A 13,195-nucleotide genomic window follows, 5' to 3' on the forward strand; every position below is an offset into this window, starting at 1 on the left:
CTAGTCGAGCGATACGACGTTCCCGGCCGCTGCGGACCCGAGCGAGTCGGGATCATCCGTGAACGCGGCGGCGATGTCGCGGGCGAGGCGCAGTGCCCGGCGCGCCCACGCGGGATCGGCGCCGGCCAGGCCGCAACGCGGGGTGACCCCGACCGAACGCAAGGTGGCACGGGGAAAGCCCAGCCGATCGATCAGCGCGGTCGCGGGGCCGGCGAGCTCACGCCAGGTGGGGACGGCGGCGTCGGGCGCGGTGGAGGGGACCAGCCCGAGCAGGAGGGTCGTTCCGGCGTCGACCAGCTCACCGACTCCGTCGAGGTCGGCGGCGGTGAGCTGCGCGACGTCGAGCGCGACGGCGTCGACACCGCTGCGACGCAGCATCCCCGTCGGCACGCCCGGGGCGCAGCAGTGCACCGCGACGGGCCGGCCGATCGCCGCCAGTGCGGTCTCGAGGAGGTGCTGCGCCTCCGGCTCGGGGAGCGCGGGCACCGACTCGAGGGACGTGCGCCCGGTCAGGGTCCCGGCCAGGACGGCGGGCAGCGCGGGCTCGTCCAGCTGGACCACCACGTCGGCGCCGAGGCGACGGGTCAGTTCCGCGGCGTGCCGCGCCAGCCCCTCGCCGAGGGACTCGGCGAGGTCACGCACGGCACCGGCGTCGGTGAGCACGCGCCGGCCGCCGGCCAGCTCGGTGTGCGCGGCGAGGGTGAAGGGTCCGGCCGCCTGCACCTTCAGAGTCCGACCCGGTCCGAGTCCCGCTGTCTCCCAAGCTTCTTCGAGTGCATCAAGGTCTCGGCGCAGCAGATCGCCGGCGCGGGCCGCGACCACGCCGCGACGACCGCCGAGCCGATATCCGGTGGTGGACGTGTCGAGATGCAGGTCGACCAGCAGCGCGCCGGTACGGCCGACGAGATCGGCCCCGAGGCCCCGGGCCGGCAGCTCGACCAGGTGCGGCAGCGCCTCGAGCTCGCCGAGCACGGTCGCCGCCGACTCCCGGGCGTCGACGCCGGGCCACGAGCCGATGCCGGTAGCGACACCGGACCAGGATTCCGCGCTCACCGGGTCGTCGCCGTACCGGTGCCGGCGATGGTGCCGCTGCCGAGGACGACGTCGCCGGCCGCGTCCGGCCGGTACAGCACCACGGCCTGTCCGGTGGCCACGCCGGTGAGGGGTTCGCGCAGGGTCACCTCGAGACCGGTGCCGACGGTCTCGGCGACGGCCGCCGCGACACCGCCGTGGGCGCGCACCTGCACGACGCACTCGAGCGGTCCGGCCGGCGCGGTGCCACTGGACCACACCGCGCGCTCGGCGCGGATCGTCCACACCTTCAGATCCTCCGCGGAGCCCACCTTCACGGTGCCGGTGTCCGGCTCGATCGCGGTGACGTAGCGGGGGCGGCCGTCCGCGCCGGGGCCGGCGATGCCCAGGCCCTTGCGCTGCCCGACCGTGAAACCGTGCACCCCTTCGTGTTCGGCGAGCACGGCGCCGGACCGTGCGTCGACGACCCGGCCGGGACGCACCCCGATGCGGGCGCCGAGGAAGGCGCGGGTGTCACCGGAGGGGATGAAGCAGATGTCGTGGCTGTCGGGCTTGTCCGCCACCGCGAGACCCCGCTCGGCCGCTTCGGCGCGGATCCGTTCCTTGGGGGTGTCCCCGACGGGGAACATCGCACGCGCGAGCTGATCCGCCGTCAGCACGCCGAGCACGTACGACTGGTCCTTGCCGGCGTCGACCGCGCGTCGCAGGACGCCGTCCTCGAGCCGGGCATAGTGGCCGGTGGCGACCGCGTCGAAGCCGAGGGCCACGGCTCGGTCGGCGAGGGCCGCGAACTTGATCTTCTCGTTGCAGCGCAGGCACGGATTCGGGGTGTGGCCGGCGGCGTAGGACTCGACGAAGTCGTCGATGACCTCTTCCTTGAACCGGTCGGCGAAATCCCAGACGTAGAACGGGATTCCGAGCACGTCGGCGGCCCGGCGGGCATCGCCCGCATCCTCCTTCGAGCAGCAGCCCCGCGACCCGGTCCGCAGCGTCCCCGGCGCCGTGGACAGCGCCAGGTGCACGCCGACGACGTCGTGGCCGGCATCGACCGCGCGGGCCGCGGCCACCGCCGAGTCCACGCCACCGCTCATTGCCGCGAGCACCCTCATCGATGTCACCTCTCTCGACTACCGGCGCCGGCCAGTCCGGCGGCCCGCGCCCGTCCCACCACCTGCGGCAGTGCCGCCACGAGGGCCTCCACGTCGGCGCGAGTCGACGTGTGGCCCAAGGAGAATCGCAACGACCCGCGGGCCGTGCGGGGGTCCGCACCCATCGCGACGAGCACGTGGCTGGGCCTGGCCACGCCGGCGGTGCAGGCCGAACCGGTCGAGCACTCGATCCCGGCCGCATCCAGCAGCATGAGCAGCGAATCGCCCTCGCAGCCGGGGAAGGTGAAGTGTGCGTTGCCGGGCAGGCGGTCCGCACCGCGCGGGCCGTTGAGGATCGCGTCCGGTACCACGCCCGTCACGCCGGCGATCAGCTCGTCACGCAGCGCCGTGAGGACGGCGGCGCGTTCGCCGAGTTGGGCCGTCGCCTCGCGCAGCGCCGCGGCCATGCCGGCGATCCCGGCCGTGTCGTGCGTTCCCGACCGGACGTCGCGCTCGTGCCCTCCGCCGTGCGTCAGCGGCACGCACGGCACCTGGCGGCCCAGCAGCAGGGCACCGACCCCCTGGGGACCACCGAACTTGTGCGCGGCGATCGTCATGGCGGCGAGCCCGCTCGCGGCGAAGTCCACCGGCAGATGACCCACCGCCTGCACGGCGTCGCTGTGCATCGGCACCCCGTACTCGGCGGCGACGGCGGCGAGTTCGGCGACGGGCATCACGGTGCCCACCTCGTTGTTGGCCCACATCACCGACACGAGGGCCGTCTCGTCGGAGTGCTCCGCCAGGGCCCGGCGCAGCGCATCCGGCTCGACCCGCCCGTCGGCCTCGACGGGCAGCCAGGTGACCTCGGCATCCTCGTGGGCGACGAGCCATTCGACGGCATCGAGCACCGCGTGATGCTCGACGGCGCTCGCGATCACCCGGCGACGGCGCGGATCGGCGTCGCGGCGCGCCCAGTAGATGCCCTTGACCGCGAGGTTGTCGCCCTCCGTGCCCCCCGAGGTGAAGACGACCTCCGAGGGACGGGCGCCGAGGTCCGCGGCGACGGACTCCCGGGCCTCCTCGACGCGGCGGCGCGCCGCGCGTCCCGACCCGTGCAGGGAGGACGCGTTGCCGACCGTCGCGAAGACCTCCGTCATCGCCGACACGGCCGCGGGCAGCATCGGCGTGGTCGCGGCGTGATCGAGGTAGACGGTCTTCGAGGTGCCGGAGGCTCCGGCGGGGTTCGAGGTCATGACCGGACCAGGATAGCGGGTCGGGCTCCGCGCCCGCCGCCCTCACCGTCCGGCCCGGAGTTCCTCCCGGCCGGCGGTGTCGTGGACGGCGCGGCCGAGCCTGGCGAGTTCGGCTCCGTCGTCGTTCCGCCGCACGGACCGTTCGCACCGCGCGGCGAGGTCGCGGCGATCGGAGCCGGGCCGCTCGAGCGGGGCGAGCACCACTTCCACCACGACGCCCCGGTGCCGCAGCAGCCGCCGCAACGAGGCGCCGATCGTCTCGTCGCCGACGAACGCCGGGCTGGTGGCGATCGTCCCGGCGGCGTCGGCGTACCGGAGCCCGACCGGTTGCACCGGGCGCTGGGCGTCGATCGCGGCCTGGAACAGCGCCGGACGGAATCCGCCGTACGCCCTGCCGCACCACGTGGTGCCCTCCGGGAACGCCGCGACCGTCTCCCCCGCCGCGAGTCGGTCGCGGATTCGTGCGACCACGACGGGTAGCTCGCGCAGGCGTTCGCGCGCGATGGGAATGACCCGCATCCGCCGGGCCAGCGCGCCGAGCAGTCCCCACTCCAGCAGGTCGCTGCGGGCGACGAACCCCGCGGGCGCGACGGCGGTGAGGACGAGCACGTCGGTCCAGGACACGTGCGGGGCGACGACGAGCACGCCCCCGCCCTCCTCGTCCCGGCCCCGCAGGTCGGTCACCGTCAGCCGCAGCCCGGCACACCGCAGCAGCACGTGGGCGAACGCCCGCTGGGCGGCGAGGCGCCCGGAGCGGGGCAGGAGCCGGCCGGCCGTCAGGAACGGGGCGGTCGTCAGCACCGCCACGACGAGCATCCACCGGCCCGCGGCCGTGACGAAATTCACGCGTCCCGCATCGGCCGGGAGGCAGCCCGCGCCGCAGGGACTGGCCGGCATCCAGGCGTGGGCGCGCGTGTTCACGGCCGCCCTCCGGCGGCGTTCACGCCCGTGCTCCCGCGGCCGCCTCGGCGTTCTCGGCGGCGGTCCGCAGCCGGTCGAGGTAGCGCGCGTCGGCACCGGCGAGGCTCTGCAGCGCCACGAAGTCGGCCACGCCGAAGTCGGGGTCGTGGGCGGGCTCGCCACAGATGCGGGCACCGAGCCGCAGATATCCGCGCAGCAGCGGCGGCAGCACCGGCCGGGCGGGCGGGGGGATGTCCTCGAGGGCGCGGCCGTCGACGACGACGGGTTTCCGGGGGAGCACCCGCCGGTCCGCTTCGACCGCGTGCCGGGCCAGCAGCACGTCGCGCACCGCCCGTACGTTGGCGCCGGGCACGTCGGCGGGGTGGGTGCGTATCGGCACCGACACGCACCCCATCACCCAGTTGTGCCCGGTGAGTTGCAGGTAGCGCAGGATCCCGGCCCACATCAGCGACAGGACCGAGCCGGAACGGTGGGCGGGGTCGACGCAGGCGCGTCCCATCTCCACCGCCCGCAAACCGTCGGGATCGAGGGCGGTGAGATCGAATTCGGTGGCGGTGTAGTAGCCCCCGGCGGCGCGGGCGGCGTCCGGCGGCAGCATCCGGTAGCAGCCCACCACCGCGCCGGTGTGGTTCTCGCGCACCAGCAGGTGGTCGCAGTACTCGTCGAAACGGTCGGCGTCGATGCCCGGCGCCATGCCTGCGGGAAGACGGAACCCGGGTTCTGCGGCGAAGACCCGGTAACGCAGCCGCTGGGCGGCCTCGCGGTGTTCCCGGTCGGCGGACACGAGAAGGGAATAGCGCGGCCCCGACAGCATCGCCTCCGGCCGCGGGTCCCGGGCCGGCGCCAGCAAAGTGGTCATGGCGCAATGTGTATCGAGCCGGTACGTCGCGGCAGGGGCGGCACGGTGTCGCCTCCGTGCACGTCCGGTGAACATGCCCCGGCACGCACGCGGCCCCGCACCCGGACGGGTGCGGGGCCGCGGCAGGACCTCGGGACTCAGCCCTTGTGCTTCTTGATCTCCTCGGTCAGCTGCGGAGCGACGTTGAACAGATCGCCCACGACGCCGTAGTCCGCGATCTCGAAGATCGGGGCCTCTTCGTCCTTGTTGACCGCGACGATCGTCTTCGACGTCTGCATGCCGGCCCGGTGCTGGATGGCGCCGGAGATGCCCAGCGCCACGTACAGCTGCGGCGAGACGGTCTTGCCGGTCTGACCGACCTGGAACTGGCCCGGGTAGTAGCCGGAGTCGACGGCGGCGCGGGAGGCACCGACGGCCGCACCGAGCGAGTCGGCAAGCTCCTCGACGACGGTGAACTTGTCGGCGCTGCCGACGCCGCGGCCGCCGGAGACGACGATCGACGCCTCGGTCAGCTCCGGACGGTCGCCACCCACGATCGGGTTGCGCGCGGTGACCTTGACCGCGTTCTCCTCCTGCGCCGGAACCTCGACGTCCACCCGCTCGGCGGCACCGGCCTGCGGCTGGGCCTCGACGGCACCGGGGCGCACGGAGACGACCGGCACCTCACCGTTGGCCTTGGCGTCGACGGTGTACGCGCCACCGAAGATCGAGTGCACGGCCGAACCGTCGGACTTGACGTCGATGACATCGCAGAGCAGGCCGGAACCGATGCGTGCGGCGAGGCGGCCCGACACCTCCTTGCCCTCGACGCTGGCGGCGGTGATCACCGCGGCGGGGCTGGCGGACTCCACGAGCGAGGCCAGCACGTCGACCTTCGGGGTCACCAGGTAGCCGTCGATGTCGTCGGACTCGGCGGCGTAGACCTTGGCGGCGCCGGCGGCGGCGAGCGCGTCCTGCAGCTTGTCGGCGGTGCCGGCCGGGCCGGTCACGACCGCGGCGGGCTCACCCAGTGCACGGGCGGCGGTGATCAGCTCGGTGCTGACCTTCTTCAGCGCACCCTCGGCGTGCTCGACGAGCACGAGTACTTCTGCCATTGCTCTTTCTCTCCCTTGGTATGTCTGCTGTGTCGCGTGGGTGCGATCAGATGATCTTCTGGCCGACGAGGTACGCGGCGATCTTGCTGCCGCCGTCACCCTCGTCCGCGACGCGCTCACCAGCGGTACGCGGGGGCTTCGGGCTGACACCGGTGACGGTGCTGCCGGCGTTGGACACGCCGAAGATCTCGGGATCGAGCCCGATGTCGGCGAGAGTGAGGGCCTGAACTTCCTTCTTCTTCGCGGCCATGATGCCCTTGAAGGACGGGAAGCGGGGCTCGTTGATCTTCTCGGTGACCGAGACGATGGCCGGGAGCGTGGCCTCGAGGGTGAAGACACCCTCGTCGGTCTCGCGCTCGCCGCTGACCTTGCCGTCGGCGACGTTGAGCTTGCGCATGTGGGTCAGCTGCGGCAGGCCGAGGTACTCGGCGATGATCGCCGGCACGGCACCCATCCGGCCGTCGGTGGCCTCGTTGCCGGCGATGACCAGGTCGACGCCCTCGATCTGGCCGAGAGCCGCCGCGAGCGCGTACGCGGTCTGGATCGAGTCCGAGCCGTGGATGGCCGGGTCGTTGAGGTGGATTGCCTTGTCGGCACCCATGGACAGCGCCTTGCGGATCGCGTCGGTGGCGCGGTCCGGACCGGCGGTGAGCACGGTGACCTCCCCGCCGTCGCGCTCCTTGATGAGCAGGGCTTCCTCGACGGCGCGCTCGTTGATCTCGTCGAGCACCGCGTCGGCGGCCTCGCGATCGAGCGTGAAGTCGCCGTCGCTGAGCTTGCGCTCGGACCACGTGTCGGGGACCTGCTTGATCAAAACGACGATGTTCGTCATGGGTCTACGTCGACCTCCTGTGTATGACTTCCTTGGATCGGCGAGGCGCAACGCCTTGACCGAGCTCTCGTGCTTCGCACGGGGGTGTGCGATAGATTACCTTACGCTAAGTTACCCGCTGGTAACTTGGATGGGAACCTCGTTCACCATAACCACACGAAGGGAGCCGCACGGCTGTGATCTGGACCACCGACGACGAGGTCGACAAAGGTGGGGCTAATGTCTGGGCGGTGAGCGAATCCACCGTCCCCGCCGGCGACGCCCCTCGACTGCCCCTCACCGGTGAACGCACCGTTCCCGGCATCGCGGAGGAGAACTACTGGTTCCGCCGCCACGAGGTGGTCTACCGCGACCTGCTCCCCCGGTGTGCGGGCCGCACCGTGCTCGAGGCGGGCGCCGGCGAGGGCTACGGCGCCGACATGATCGCGGATGTCGCGACCGCCGTCGTCGGGCTCGACTACGACGAGAGTGCCGTCGCGCACGTGCGTGCCCGGTACCCGCGCGTGGACATGCGGCACGCCAACCTCGTCGAGCTGCCGCTCGCCGACGCGTCCGTGGACGTCGTGGTCAACTTCCAGGTCATCGAGCACCTGTGGGACCAGTCCGGGTTCCTGCGCGAATGCCACCGGGTGCTCCGGGACGGCGGCGAACTGCTCATCAGCACCCCCAACCGCATCACGTTCTCCCCCGGCCGCGACACCCCGCTCAACCCGTTCCACACCCGGGAACTGAACGCCGCCGAACTCAACGAACTCCTCGAGGGAGCCGGCTTCCGCGTCGCGCTCACCACCGGGGTGCACCACGGGCCCGTGCTGCGCGCCCTCGACGCCAAGCACGGCGGCTCCTTCATCGACGCCCAGATCGAGCGCGCTCTCGCCGGCGAGCCCTGGCCCGCGGACCTGACCGCGGACGTCGCCGCGGTGACAGTCGACGACTTCCTTCTCGCGCCCGAGAACATCGACGCCAGTCTCGATCTCGTCGCGATCGCGGTGAAGGATCCGGCGCGGTGACCACTCCCGCCCCCCGGCGGGAACCGGGACTGTTCGCGCTCGTGCTGCACTCGCACCTGCCGTGGCTCGCCCACCACGGTCGCTGGCCGGTCGGCGAGGAATGGCTCTACCAGTCTTGGGCCGCAACGTATCTCCCGGTGACCGATGTTCTGCGCCGGCTCGCCGCCGAGGGCCGCACACACCTGGTCACCCTCGGGGTGACACCCGTGCTGGCCGCGCAGCTCGACGATCCGCACTGCCTGACCGGCATGCACCACTGGCTGGGCAACTGGCAGTTGCGGGCCCACGAGGCCGCGGGCATGCGGGAGCCGTCCTACCGCGCGCTCGGGGCCCGTGAGCACCGGCAGGCGACCGCCGCCCTCGAACAGTTCGAAACCCGTTGGCGCCACGGCGGATCGCCGGTGTTCCGCGAACTCCTCGACGCCGACGCGGTCGAGTTGCTCGGCGGGCCTCTGGCCCACCCGTTCCAGCCGCTGCTCGACCCTCGGCTGCGGGCATTCTCCCTCGCCGAGGGCCTGGCCGACGCGCACGCACGCTGGGCGCACACGCCGCCGGGAATCTGGGCTCCCGAGTGCGCCTTCACCCCCGGCATGGAGACCGGATACGCCGCCGCCGGGGTCGGGCACTTCATGGTGGACGGTCCCGCGCTGCGCGGTGACACGTCTCTCGGGCGGACCGTGTGGGACTCCGACGTCGTCGCCTTCGGCCGGGACCTGCAGGTGTCCTACCGGGTGTGGTCGCCGAAGTCCGGTTATCCGGGCCATGCCGCCTACCGCGACTTCCACACCTACTGCCACGACACCGGGCTCAAGCCCGCCCGGGTCACCGGGCGGACCGTCGCCCCCCAGGACAAGGCACCCTACGACCCCGACCTGGCGTCCGCGGCCGTCGACCGGCACGTGGCCGACTTCGTCGACACGATCCGCCGGCGACTGCGCCGCGAGTCCGAGCGCATCGGGCGCGACGCCCTGGTGGTTGCCGCGTTCGACACCGAACTGTTCGGCCACTGGTGGCACGAGGGCCCCCTGTTCCTGGAACGACTGCTGCGGGCACTGCCGGCGGCGGGCATCGAGGTGGGCACCCTGGCCGACGCACGCGACCGCGGGTACGTGGGCGCCCCCGTCGAACTGCCCGACAGCTCGTGGGGATCCGGGAAGGACTGGCGGGTGTGGGCCGGCGAGCAGGTACGCGATCTCGTCCAGCTCGACGAGGAGGTCGTGCGCACCACCCTCGACACCCTCGACAAGGTCCGCGCCGGGTCCCGGGGCCTCGCGCTGCGCAACCGGGTCCACGACCAGATGCTGCGCGAGGCGCTGCTGACGGTGTCGAGCGACTGGGCGTTCATGGTCAGCAAGGACACCGCCGCCGGCTACGCGCGGGACCGGGCCCACAAGCATGCCCACGCGTTGCGGGAGATCGCCGCGGCGGTCGCCGCCGGCCGCGACGAGACGGCGGCGCGGCTGGCCGCCGGCTGGAACCGAGCGGACAATCTGTTTCCCGGGCTCGATGCCCGCCGCCTGCCCGATCGGATGGGAGCCCCGTCGTGAAGGTACTGATCGTCTCCTGGGAGTACCCGCCGGTCGTCGTGGGCGGCCTGGGCCGGCACGTGCACCACCTCGCCACCGAACTCGCCGCCGCCGGGCACGAGGTGGTCGTGCTCTCGCGCCGGCCGTCCGGCACGGATGCCGGTACCCATCCCACGATCGGCCACATCGCCGAGGGGGTGCTCGTCGTGGCCGTCGCCGAGGATCCGCCGCACTTCGAGTTCGGCGAGGACATGCTGCCCTGGACGCTCGCGATGGGCCATGCCATGGTGCGGGCGGGCCTGAATCTGACCAAGGGCGGAATCGGCGACGGCTGGTACCCGGATGTGGTGCACGCGCACGACTGGCTCGTCGCACACCCGGCCGTGGCGCTCGCCGAGTACTTCGACGTGCCGCTCGTGTCCACCCTGCATGCGAGCGAAGCGGGCCGGCACAGCGGCTGGCTGTCGAGCCGCATGAACCGGCAGGTGCACTCGATCGAATGGTGGCTCGCCAACGAGTCCGATCGGCTCATCACGTGTTCGGCCTCGATGAACGAGGAGGTCGTCGCGCTCTACGGACCGGAGCTGCCGCCGGCGACGGTGATCCGCAACGGAATCGACGTCACCGCCTGGTCCTACCGGGAGCGGGCGCCGCGCTCCGGGCCGCCGCAACTGCTGTTCGTCGGCCGGCTCGAGTACGAGAAGGGGGTGCAGGATGCGATCGCCGCCCTGCCCCGGATCCGGCGCACGCACCCCGGAACCACGCTCGTCGTCGCCGGGGAGGGCACCCAGTTCGAGTGGCTGCGCGAGCAGGCGCGTGTGCACCGCGTCGCGCGGTCGGTGACGTTCGTCGGCAACCTCGACCGCACCGAGTTGCTCGGCCGGCTGCACCGCGCCGACGCGATCGTGCTGCCGAGTCGCTACGAGCCGTTCGGGATCATCGCGCTCGAGGCCGCGGCCGCCGGGACACCGCTCGTCGCATCGACCGCGGGCGGCCTCGGGGAGGCGGTGGTCGACGGCGAGACCGGACTCGCGTTCGCCCCCGGTGACGTCGCCGGGCTGGCATCGGCGGTCCGGCGGACCCTCGACGATCCCGCGGCCGCCCAGATGCGGGCGCGGGCGGCGCGCGAGCGTCTCACGGAGGACTTCGACTGGCGGTTGGTGGCCGCCGAGACCGCCCAGGTGTACGCGGAAGCGAAACGACGTGTGCGCCAACCGCTTTCACGGCCGACGATTCCCCAGCGCCCCCTCCCCGACCGGTAGCGCCGGCCCGTCTCACCGGGCCGGCAGCAGCGGGGGTTCGCGGTGCGCCCAGGGGCGGGCCTGTTCGAGCTGACCCGCGAGCGAGAGCAGCAGTCCCTCCGAGCCCAAGGGCCCGAGAAACTGCACGCCCAGCGGCAATCCCGCCGCGGTCCAGTGCAGTGGCACCGAAATCGCCGGGCGCCCGGTGATGTTCGCGAGCTGGGTGTACGGCGTCCGGGCCAGGTTCTCGTCGACGATGCGGTCCATCAACCCCGCCCACCGCGCCGCACGGCCGAGCCGTGCCGTCACGATCAGGCGCGCGGCGCGCTGCAGCGCGGGCGGTGTGGCCAGTTCCCCCACGCGCGCCGGCGGATACGCCAGGGTCGGAGTGAGCAGCAGGTCGTACCGCTCGTGGAACGCGCCGAGCTGCTGCGTGTACCCGTTCCACCGGCGCAGCGACGCAAGATAGTCCGACGGCCGGACGGAGTCGCCGAGCGCGGCGAGGAACCGCGTGTCCGGCTCGAACGCCTCGGGCGCACACCCGGTGCTCCGGCGCGCCTGCCGGACGTCGGCGGCGAGCCAGGCGAACCACATCGTCAGCCAGTCGGTGGACAGCCGTCGCTCGTCGATTCCCGTCGCGGCGGGCTCGACGACGTGGCCCAGCTCGTCGAGCAGCGTCGCGGCGTCTTCGACCGCCGCGACGGCCTCCGGATCGACCCCCGTGCCGATCGGGGACTCCGTCGCGAATCCGATGCGCAGCGCCCGCGGGGGGACGCTCGCCGCGGAGGCATACGACTCCGGCGATACCGCCGGGAGATAGGGTCCGTTCGGGTCGGCGCCGGCCAGCACGTCGAGCATGACCGCCGCGTCGCGCACCGTCCGGGTGACGACTCCGTTGCTGACCGCCCCGTGCCGGTCCTCGTCCACCGCGGGACCGCTCGGCACCAGGCCCCGGCCCGGCTTCAGGCCGACCAGACCGCAACAGGCAGCAGGGATGCGGATCGAGCCGCCACCGTCGTTCGCGCCGGCCGCCGGGACCACGCCGGCGGCGACTGCCGCCGCCGATCCGCCGGAGGACCCACCCGGGGTGTGCGCGGGATTCCACGGATTACGGGTCGGGCCGTTCGCCACGGGCTCGGTGACCCCCTTCGTCCCGAACTCCGGGGTGTTCGTCTTACCGAACACGACGAGTCCCGCACTCAGCCAACGATCGACCACCACCGCGTTGCGCGCGGCGGGCAGGGTCGCCAGGGACCGGCTCCCACTGCCGGTCGGTAACCCGGCGATGTCCTGGAGCAGATCCTTGACCAGGAACGGAACACCCGCGAACGGGCCCTCGAGCGGCTCGTCGGCCCGGCGGCGCGCCTGCTCGTCGAGCCGGCGTACGACGGTGTTCAGCGTCGGTTCCACTGCCTCGAGGCGGGCGAGGGCCGCGTCGAGCAGTTCGCGTGGCGTGACCTCACGACCGGCGACGAGCTCGGCGAGCCCCACGGCGTCGTAGTGGCGGTAGTCGGCGTAGTCCATCGCAGGACCCCTGATCAGGATCCGGGTTCCGCTGCCGGTTCGCGGCCGGCCTTCTTGCGCGCGATGTCCTCGAGCGCGGCGACGTAGGCGGCGCGGTCGGCGGCCCCGGACTCCCAGTCCGTGCGACGGTTCCTGACCACCTTGGCCGGCGCTCCGACCGCGATGCTGTAGTCCGGGATGTCGCCCTTGACCACCGCGTGCGCACCGAGGACGCAGCCGCGTCCGGTGCGGGTGCCGCGCAGTACCGTGACCTTCGTCGCGATCCAGGTGTCGGGTCCGATCCGCACCGGGCCCTTGACGATCCCCTGGTCCTTGATCGGATAGGTGATGTCCTCGGTGCGATGGTCGAAGTCGCAGATGTAACACCAGTCGGCGACGAGCGTCGAGGCGCCGATCTCGATGTCGAGGTAGGTGTTGACGACGTTGTCCTTGCCGAAGACCACCTTGTCTCCGATGCGGAGCGACCCCTCGTGGCAGCGGATGGCGTTGCCGTCGCCGATGTGCACCCACCGCCCGATCTCGAGCCTGGACAGCTCCGGGGTGGAGTGGATCTCGACGTTCTTGCCGAGGAACACCATGCCCCGCAGGACGACGTGCGGGTTCGCGAGCCTGAACTTGGCCAGACGGTAGTATCGCACCAGGTACCACGGCGTGTACGCCTTGTGCGCCAGCACCCATCGCAGCGAGGCGACGGTGAGGAATCGGGCCTGGTCCGGGTCCCGCCGCCGGGAACCGCGCCACCTCGTGCGCAACGGTGCGCCCCACATGCTCGTCATGGTTGCCAGCGTACGGTCCGCCTCGTGCGCGGAGTGCGC

At 72.5% G+C, this 13,195-nt stretch carries 12 protein-coding genes; 3 read left to right on the forward strand and 9 right to left on the reverse strand.

Annotation, left to right across the window (positions count from 1 at the left end):
- The 7 genes from LZP97_RS10475 to LZP97_RS10505 form a co-directional block, all read right to left on the reverse strand.
- On the reverse strand, positions 1-1,053 hold the full coding sequence (locus LZP97_RS10475) for a methionine synthase (protein ID WP_048770789.1): 1,053 nt from the start codon (positions 1,051-1,053) through the stop codon (positions 1-3).
- Positions 1,050-2,141, reverse strand: coding sequence for a tRNA 2-thiouridine(34) synthase MnmA (gene mnmA / locus LZP97_RS10480; RefSeq protein WP_026137780.1), 1,092 nt, complete (start codon positions 2,139-2,141; stop codon positions 1,050-1,052). The genes LZP97_RS10475 and mnmA overlap by 4 nt, the downstream gene beginning before the upstream one ends.
- Positions 2,142-2,146: 5 nt before the next feature.
- On the reverse strand, positions 2,147-3,373 hold the full coding sequence (locus LZP97_RS10485) for a cysteine desulfurase family protein (protein ID WP_048770788.1): 1,227 nt from the start codon (positions 3,371-3,373) through the stop codon (positions 2,147-2,149).
- Between the two features lie 42 nt (positions 3,374-3,415).
- On the reverse strand, positions 3,416-4,270 hold the full coding sequence (locus LZP97_RS10490; RefSeq protein WP_234420209.1) for a lysophospholipid acyltransferase family protein: 855 nt from the start codon (positions 4,268-4,270) through the stop codon (positions 3,416-3,418).
- A 43-nt stretch (positions 4,271-4,313) separates the two neighbouring features.
- Positions 4,314-5,153: a GNAT family N-acetyltransferase gene (locus LZP97_RS10495; protein ID WP_010596593.1), complete on the reverse strand. Its 840-nt coding sequence runs from the start codon at positions 5,151-5,153 to the stop codon at positions 4,314-4,316.
- Positions 5,154-5,290: 137 nt separating this feature from the next.
- Positions 5,291-6,247: an electron transfer flavoprotein subunit alpha/FixB family protein gene (locus LZP97_RS10500; RefSeq protein ID WP_010596594.1), complete on the reverse strand. Its 957-nt coding sequence runs from the start codon at positions 6,245-6,247 to the stop codon at positions 5,291-5,293.
- 46 nt (positions 6,248-6,293) lie between these two features.
- Positions 6,294-7,079 (reverse strand): electron transfer flavoprotein subunit beta/FixA family protein, encoded by a 786-nt coding sequence (locus LZP97_RS10505; protein ID WP_010596595.1) that lies wholly within the window; start codon positions 7,077-7,079, stop codon positions 6,294-6,296.
- Between the two features lie 230 nt (positions 7,080-7,309).
- Between LZP97_RS10505 and LZP97_RS10510 the strand changes: the two genes are divergently transcribed.
- Genes LZP97_RS10510 through LZP97_RS10520 form a run of 3 tightly spaced genes read left to right on the forward strand, consistent with a single transcriptional unit; the run spans position 7,310 to position 10,877 of the window.
- Positions 7,310-8,089, forward strand: a complete 780-nt coding sequence (locus LZP97_RS10510; protein WP_228287200.1) for a class I SAM-dependent methyltransferase — start codon at positions 7,310-7,312, stop codon at positions 8,087-8,089.
- Entirely contained in the window at positions 8,086-9,636 is a 1,551-nt protein-coding gene (locus tag LZP97_RS10515) for a 1,4-alpha-glucan branching protein domain-containing protein (protein ID WP_017680828.1), read from the forward strand. Before LZP97_RS10510 ends, LZP97_RS10515 begins: the two co-directional genes overlap by 4 nt.
- A complete protein-coding gene (locus LZP97_RS10520) occupies positions 9,633-10,877 on the forward strand; it encodes a glycosyltransferase family 4 protein (RefSeq protein ID WP_010596598.1) in 1,245 nt (414 codons plus the stop codon). The genes LZP97_RS10515 and LZP97_RS10520 overlap by 4 nt, the downstream gene beginning before the upstream one ends.
- A 12-nt stretch (positions 10,878-10,889) precedes the next feature.
- Here the strand turns inward: LZP97_RS10520 and LZP97_RS10525 are convergent, their stop codons facing one another.
- Positions 10,890-12,380, reverse strand: a complete 1,491-nt coding sequence (locus LZP97_RS10525; RefSeq protein WP_017680829.1) for an amidase — start codon at positions 12,378-12,380, stop codon at positions 10,890-10,892.
- 14 nt (positions 12,381-12,394) lie between these two features.
- On the reverse strand, positions 12,395-13,156 hold the full coding sequence (locus tag LZP97_RS10530) for an acyltransferase (protein WP_010596600.1): 762 nt from the start codon (positions 13,154-13,156) through the stop codon (positions 12,395-12,397).
- Positions 13,157-13,195 lie beyond the last annotated feature (39 nt).

The sequence above is a fragment of the Rhodococcus sp. DMF-1 genome (assembly GCF_021441945.1).
GTDB classification, from domain to species: domain Bacteria; phylum Actinomycetota; class Actinomycetes; order Mycobacteriales; family Mycobacteriaceae; genus Rhodococcus; species Rhodococcus ruber.

Excerpts from the sequence above, each read along its gene's own strand:
- mnmA (WP_026137780.1), bottom strand. The coding sequence starts at position 2,141 with ATGAGGGTGCTCGCGGCAATGAGCGGTGGCGTGGACTCGGCGGTGGCC.
- LZP97_RS10485 (WP_048770788.1), bottom strand. The coding sequence starts at position 3,373 with ATGACCTCGAACCCCGCCGGAGCCTCCGGCACCTCGAAGACCGTCTAC.
- LZP97_RS10490 (WP_234420209.1), bottom strand. The coding sequence starts at position 4,270 with ATGCCGGCCAGTCCCTGCGGCGCGGGCTGCCTCCCGGCCGATGCGGGA.
- LZP97_RS10495 (WP_010596593.1), bottom strand. The coding sequence starts at position 5,153 with ATGACCACTTTGCTGGCGCCGGCCCGGGACCCGCGGCCGGAGGCGATG.
- LZP97_RS10500 (WP_010596594.1), bottom strand. The coding sequence starts at position 6,247 with ATGGCAGAAGTACTCGTGCTCGTCGAGCACGCCGAGGGTGCGCTGAAG.
- LZP97_RS10505 (WP_010596595.1), bottom strand. The coding sequence starts at position 7,079 with ATGACGAACATCGTCGTTTTGATCAAGCAGGTCCCCGACACGTGGTCC.
- LZP97_RS10525 (WP_017680829.1), bottom strand. The coding sequence starts at position 12,380 with ATGGACTACGCCGACTACCGCCACTACGACGCCGTGGGGCTCGCCGAG.
- LZP97_RS10530 (WP_010596600.1), bottom strand. The coding sequence starts at position 13,156 with ATGACGAGCATGTGGGGCGCACCGTTGCGCACGAGGTGGCGCGGTTCC.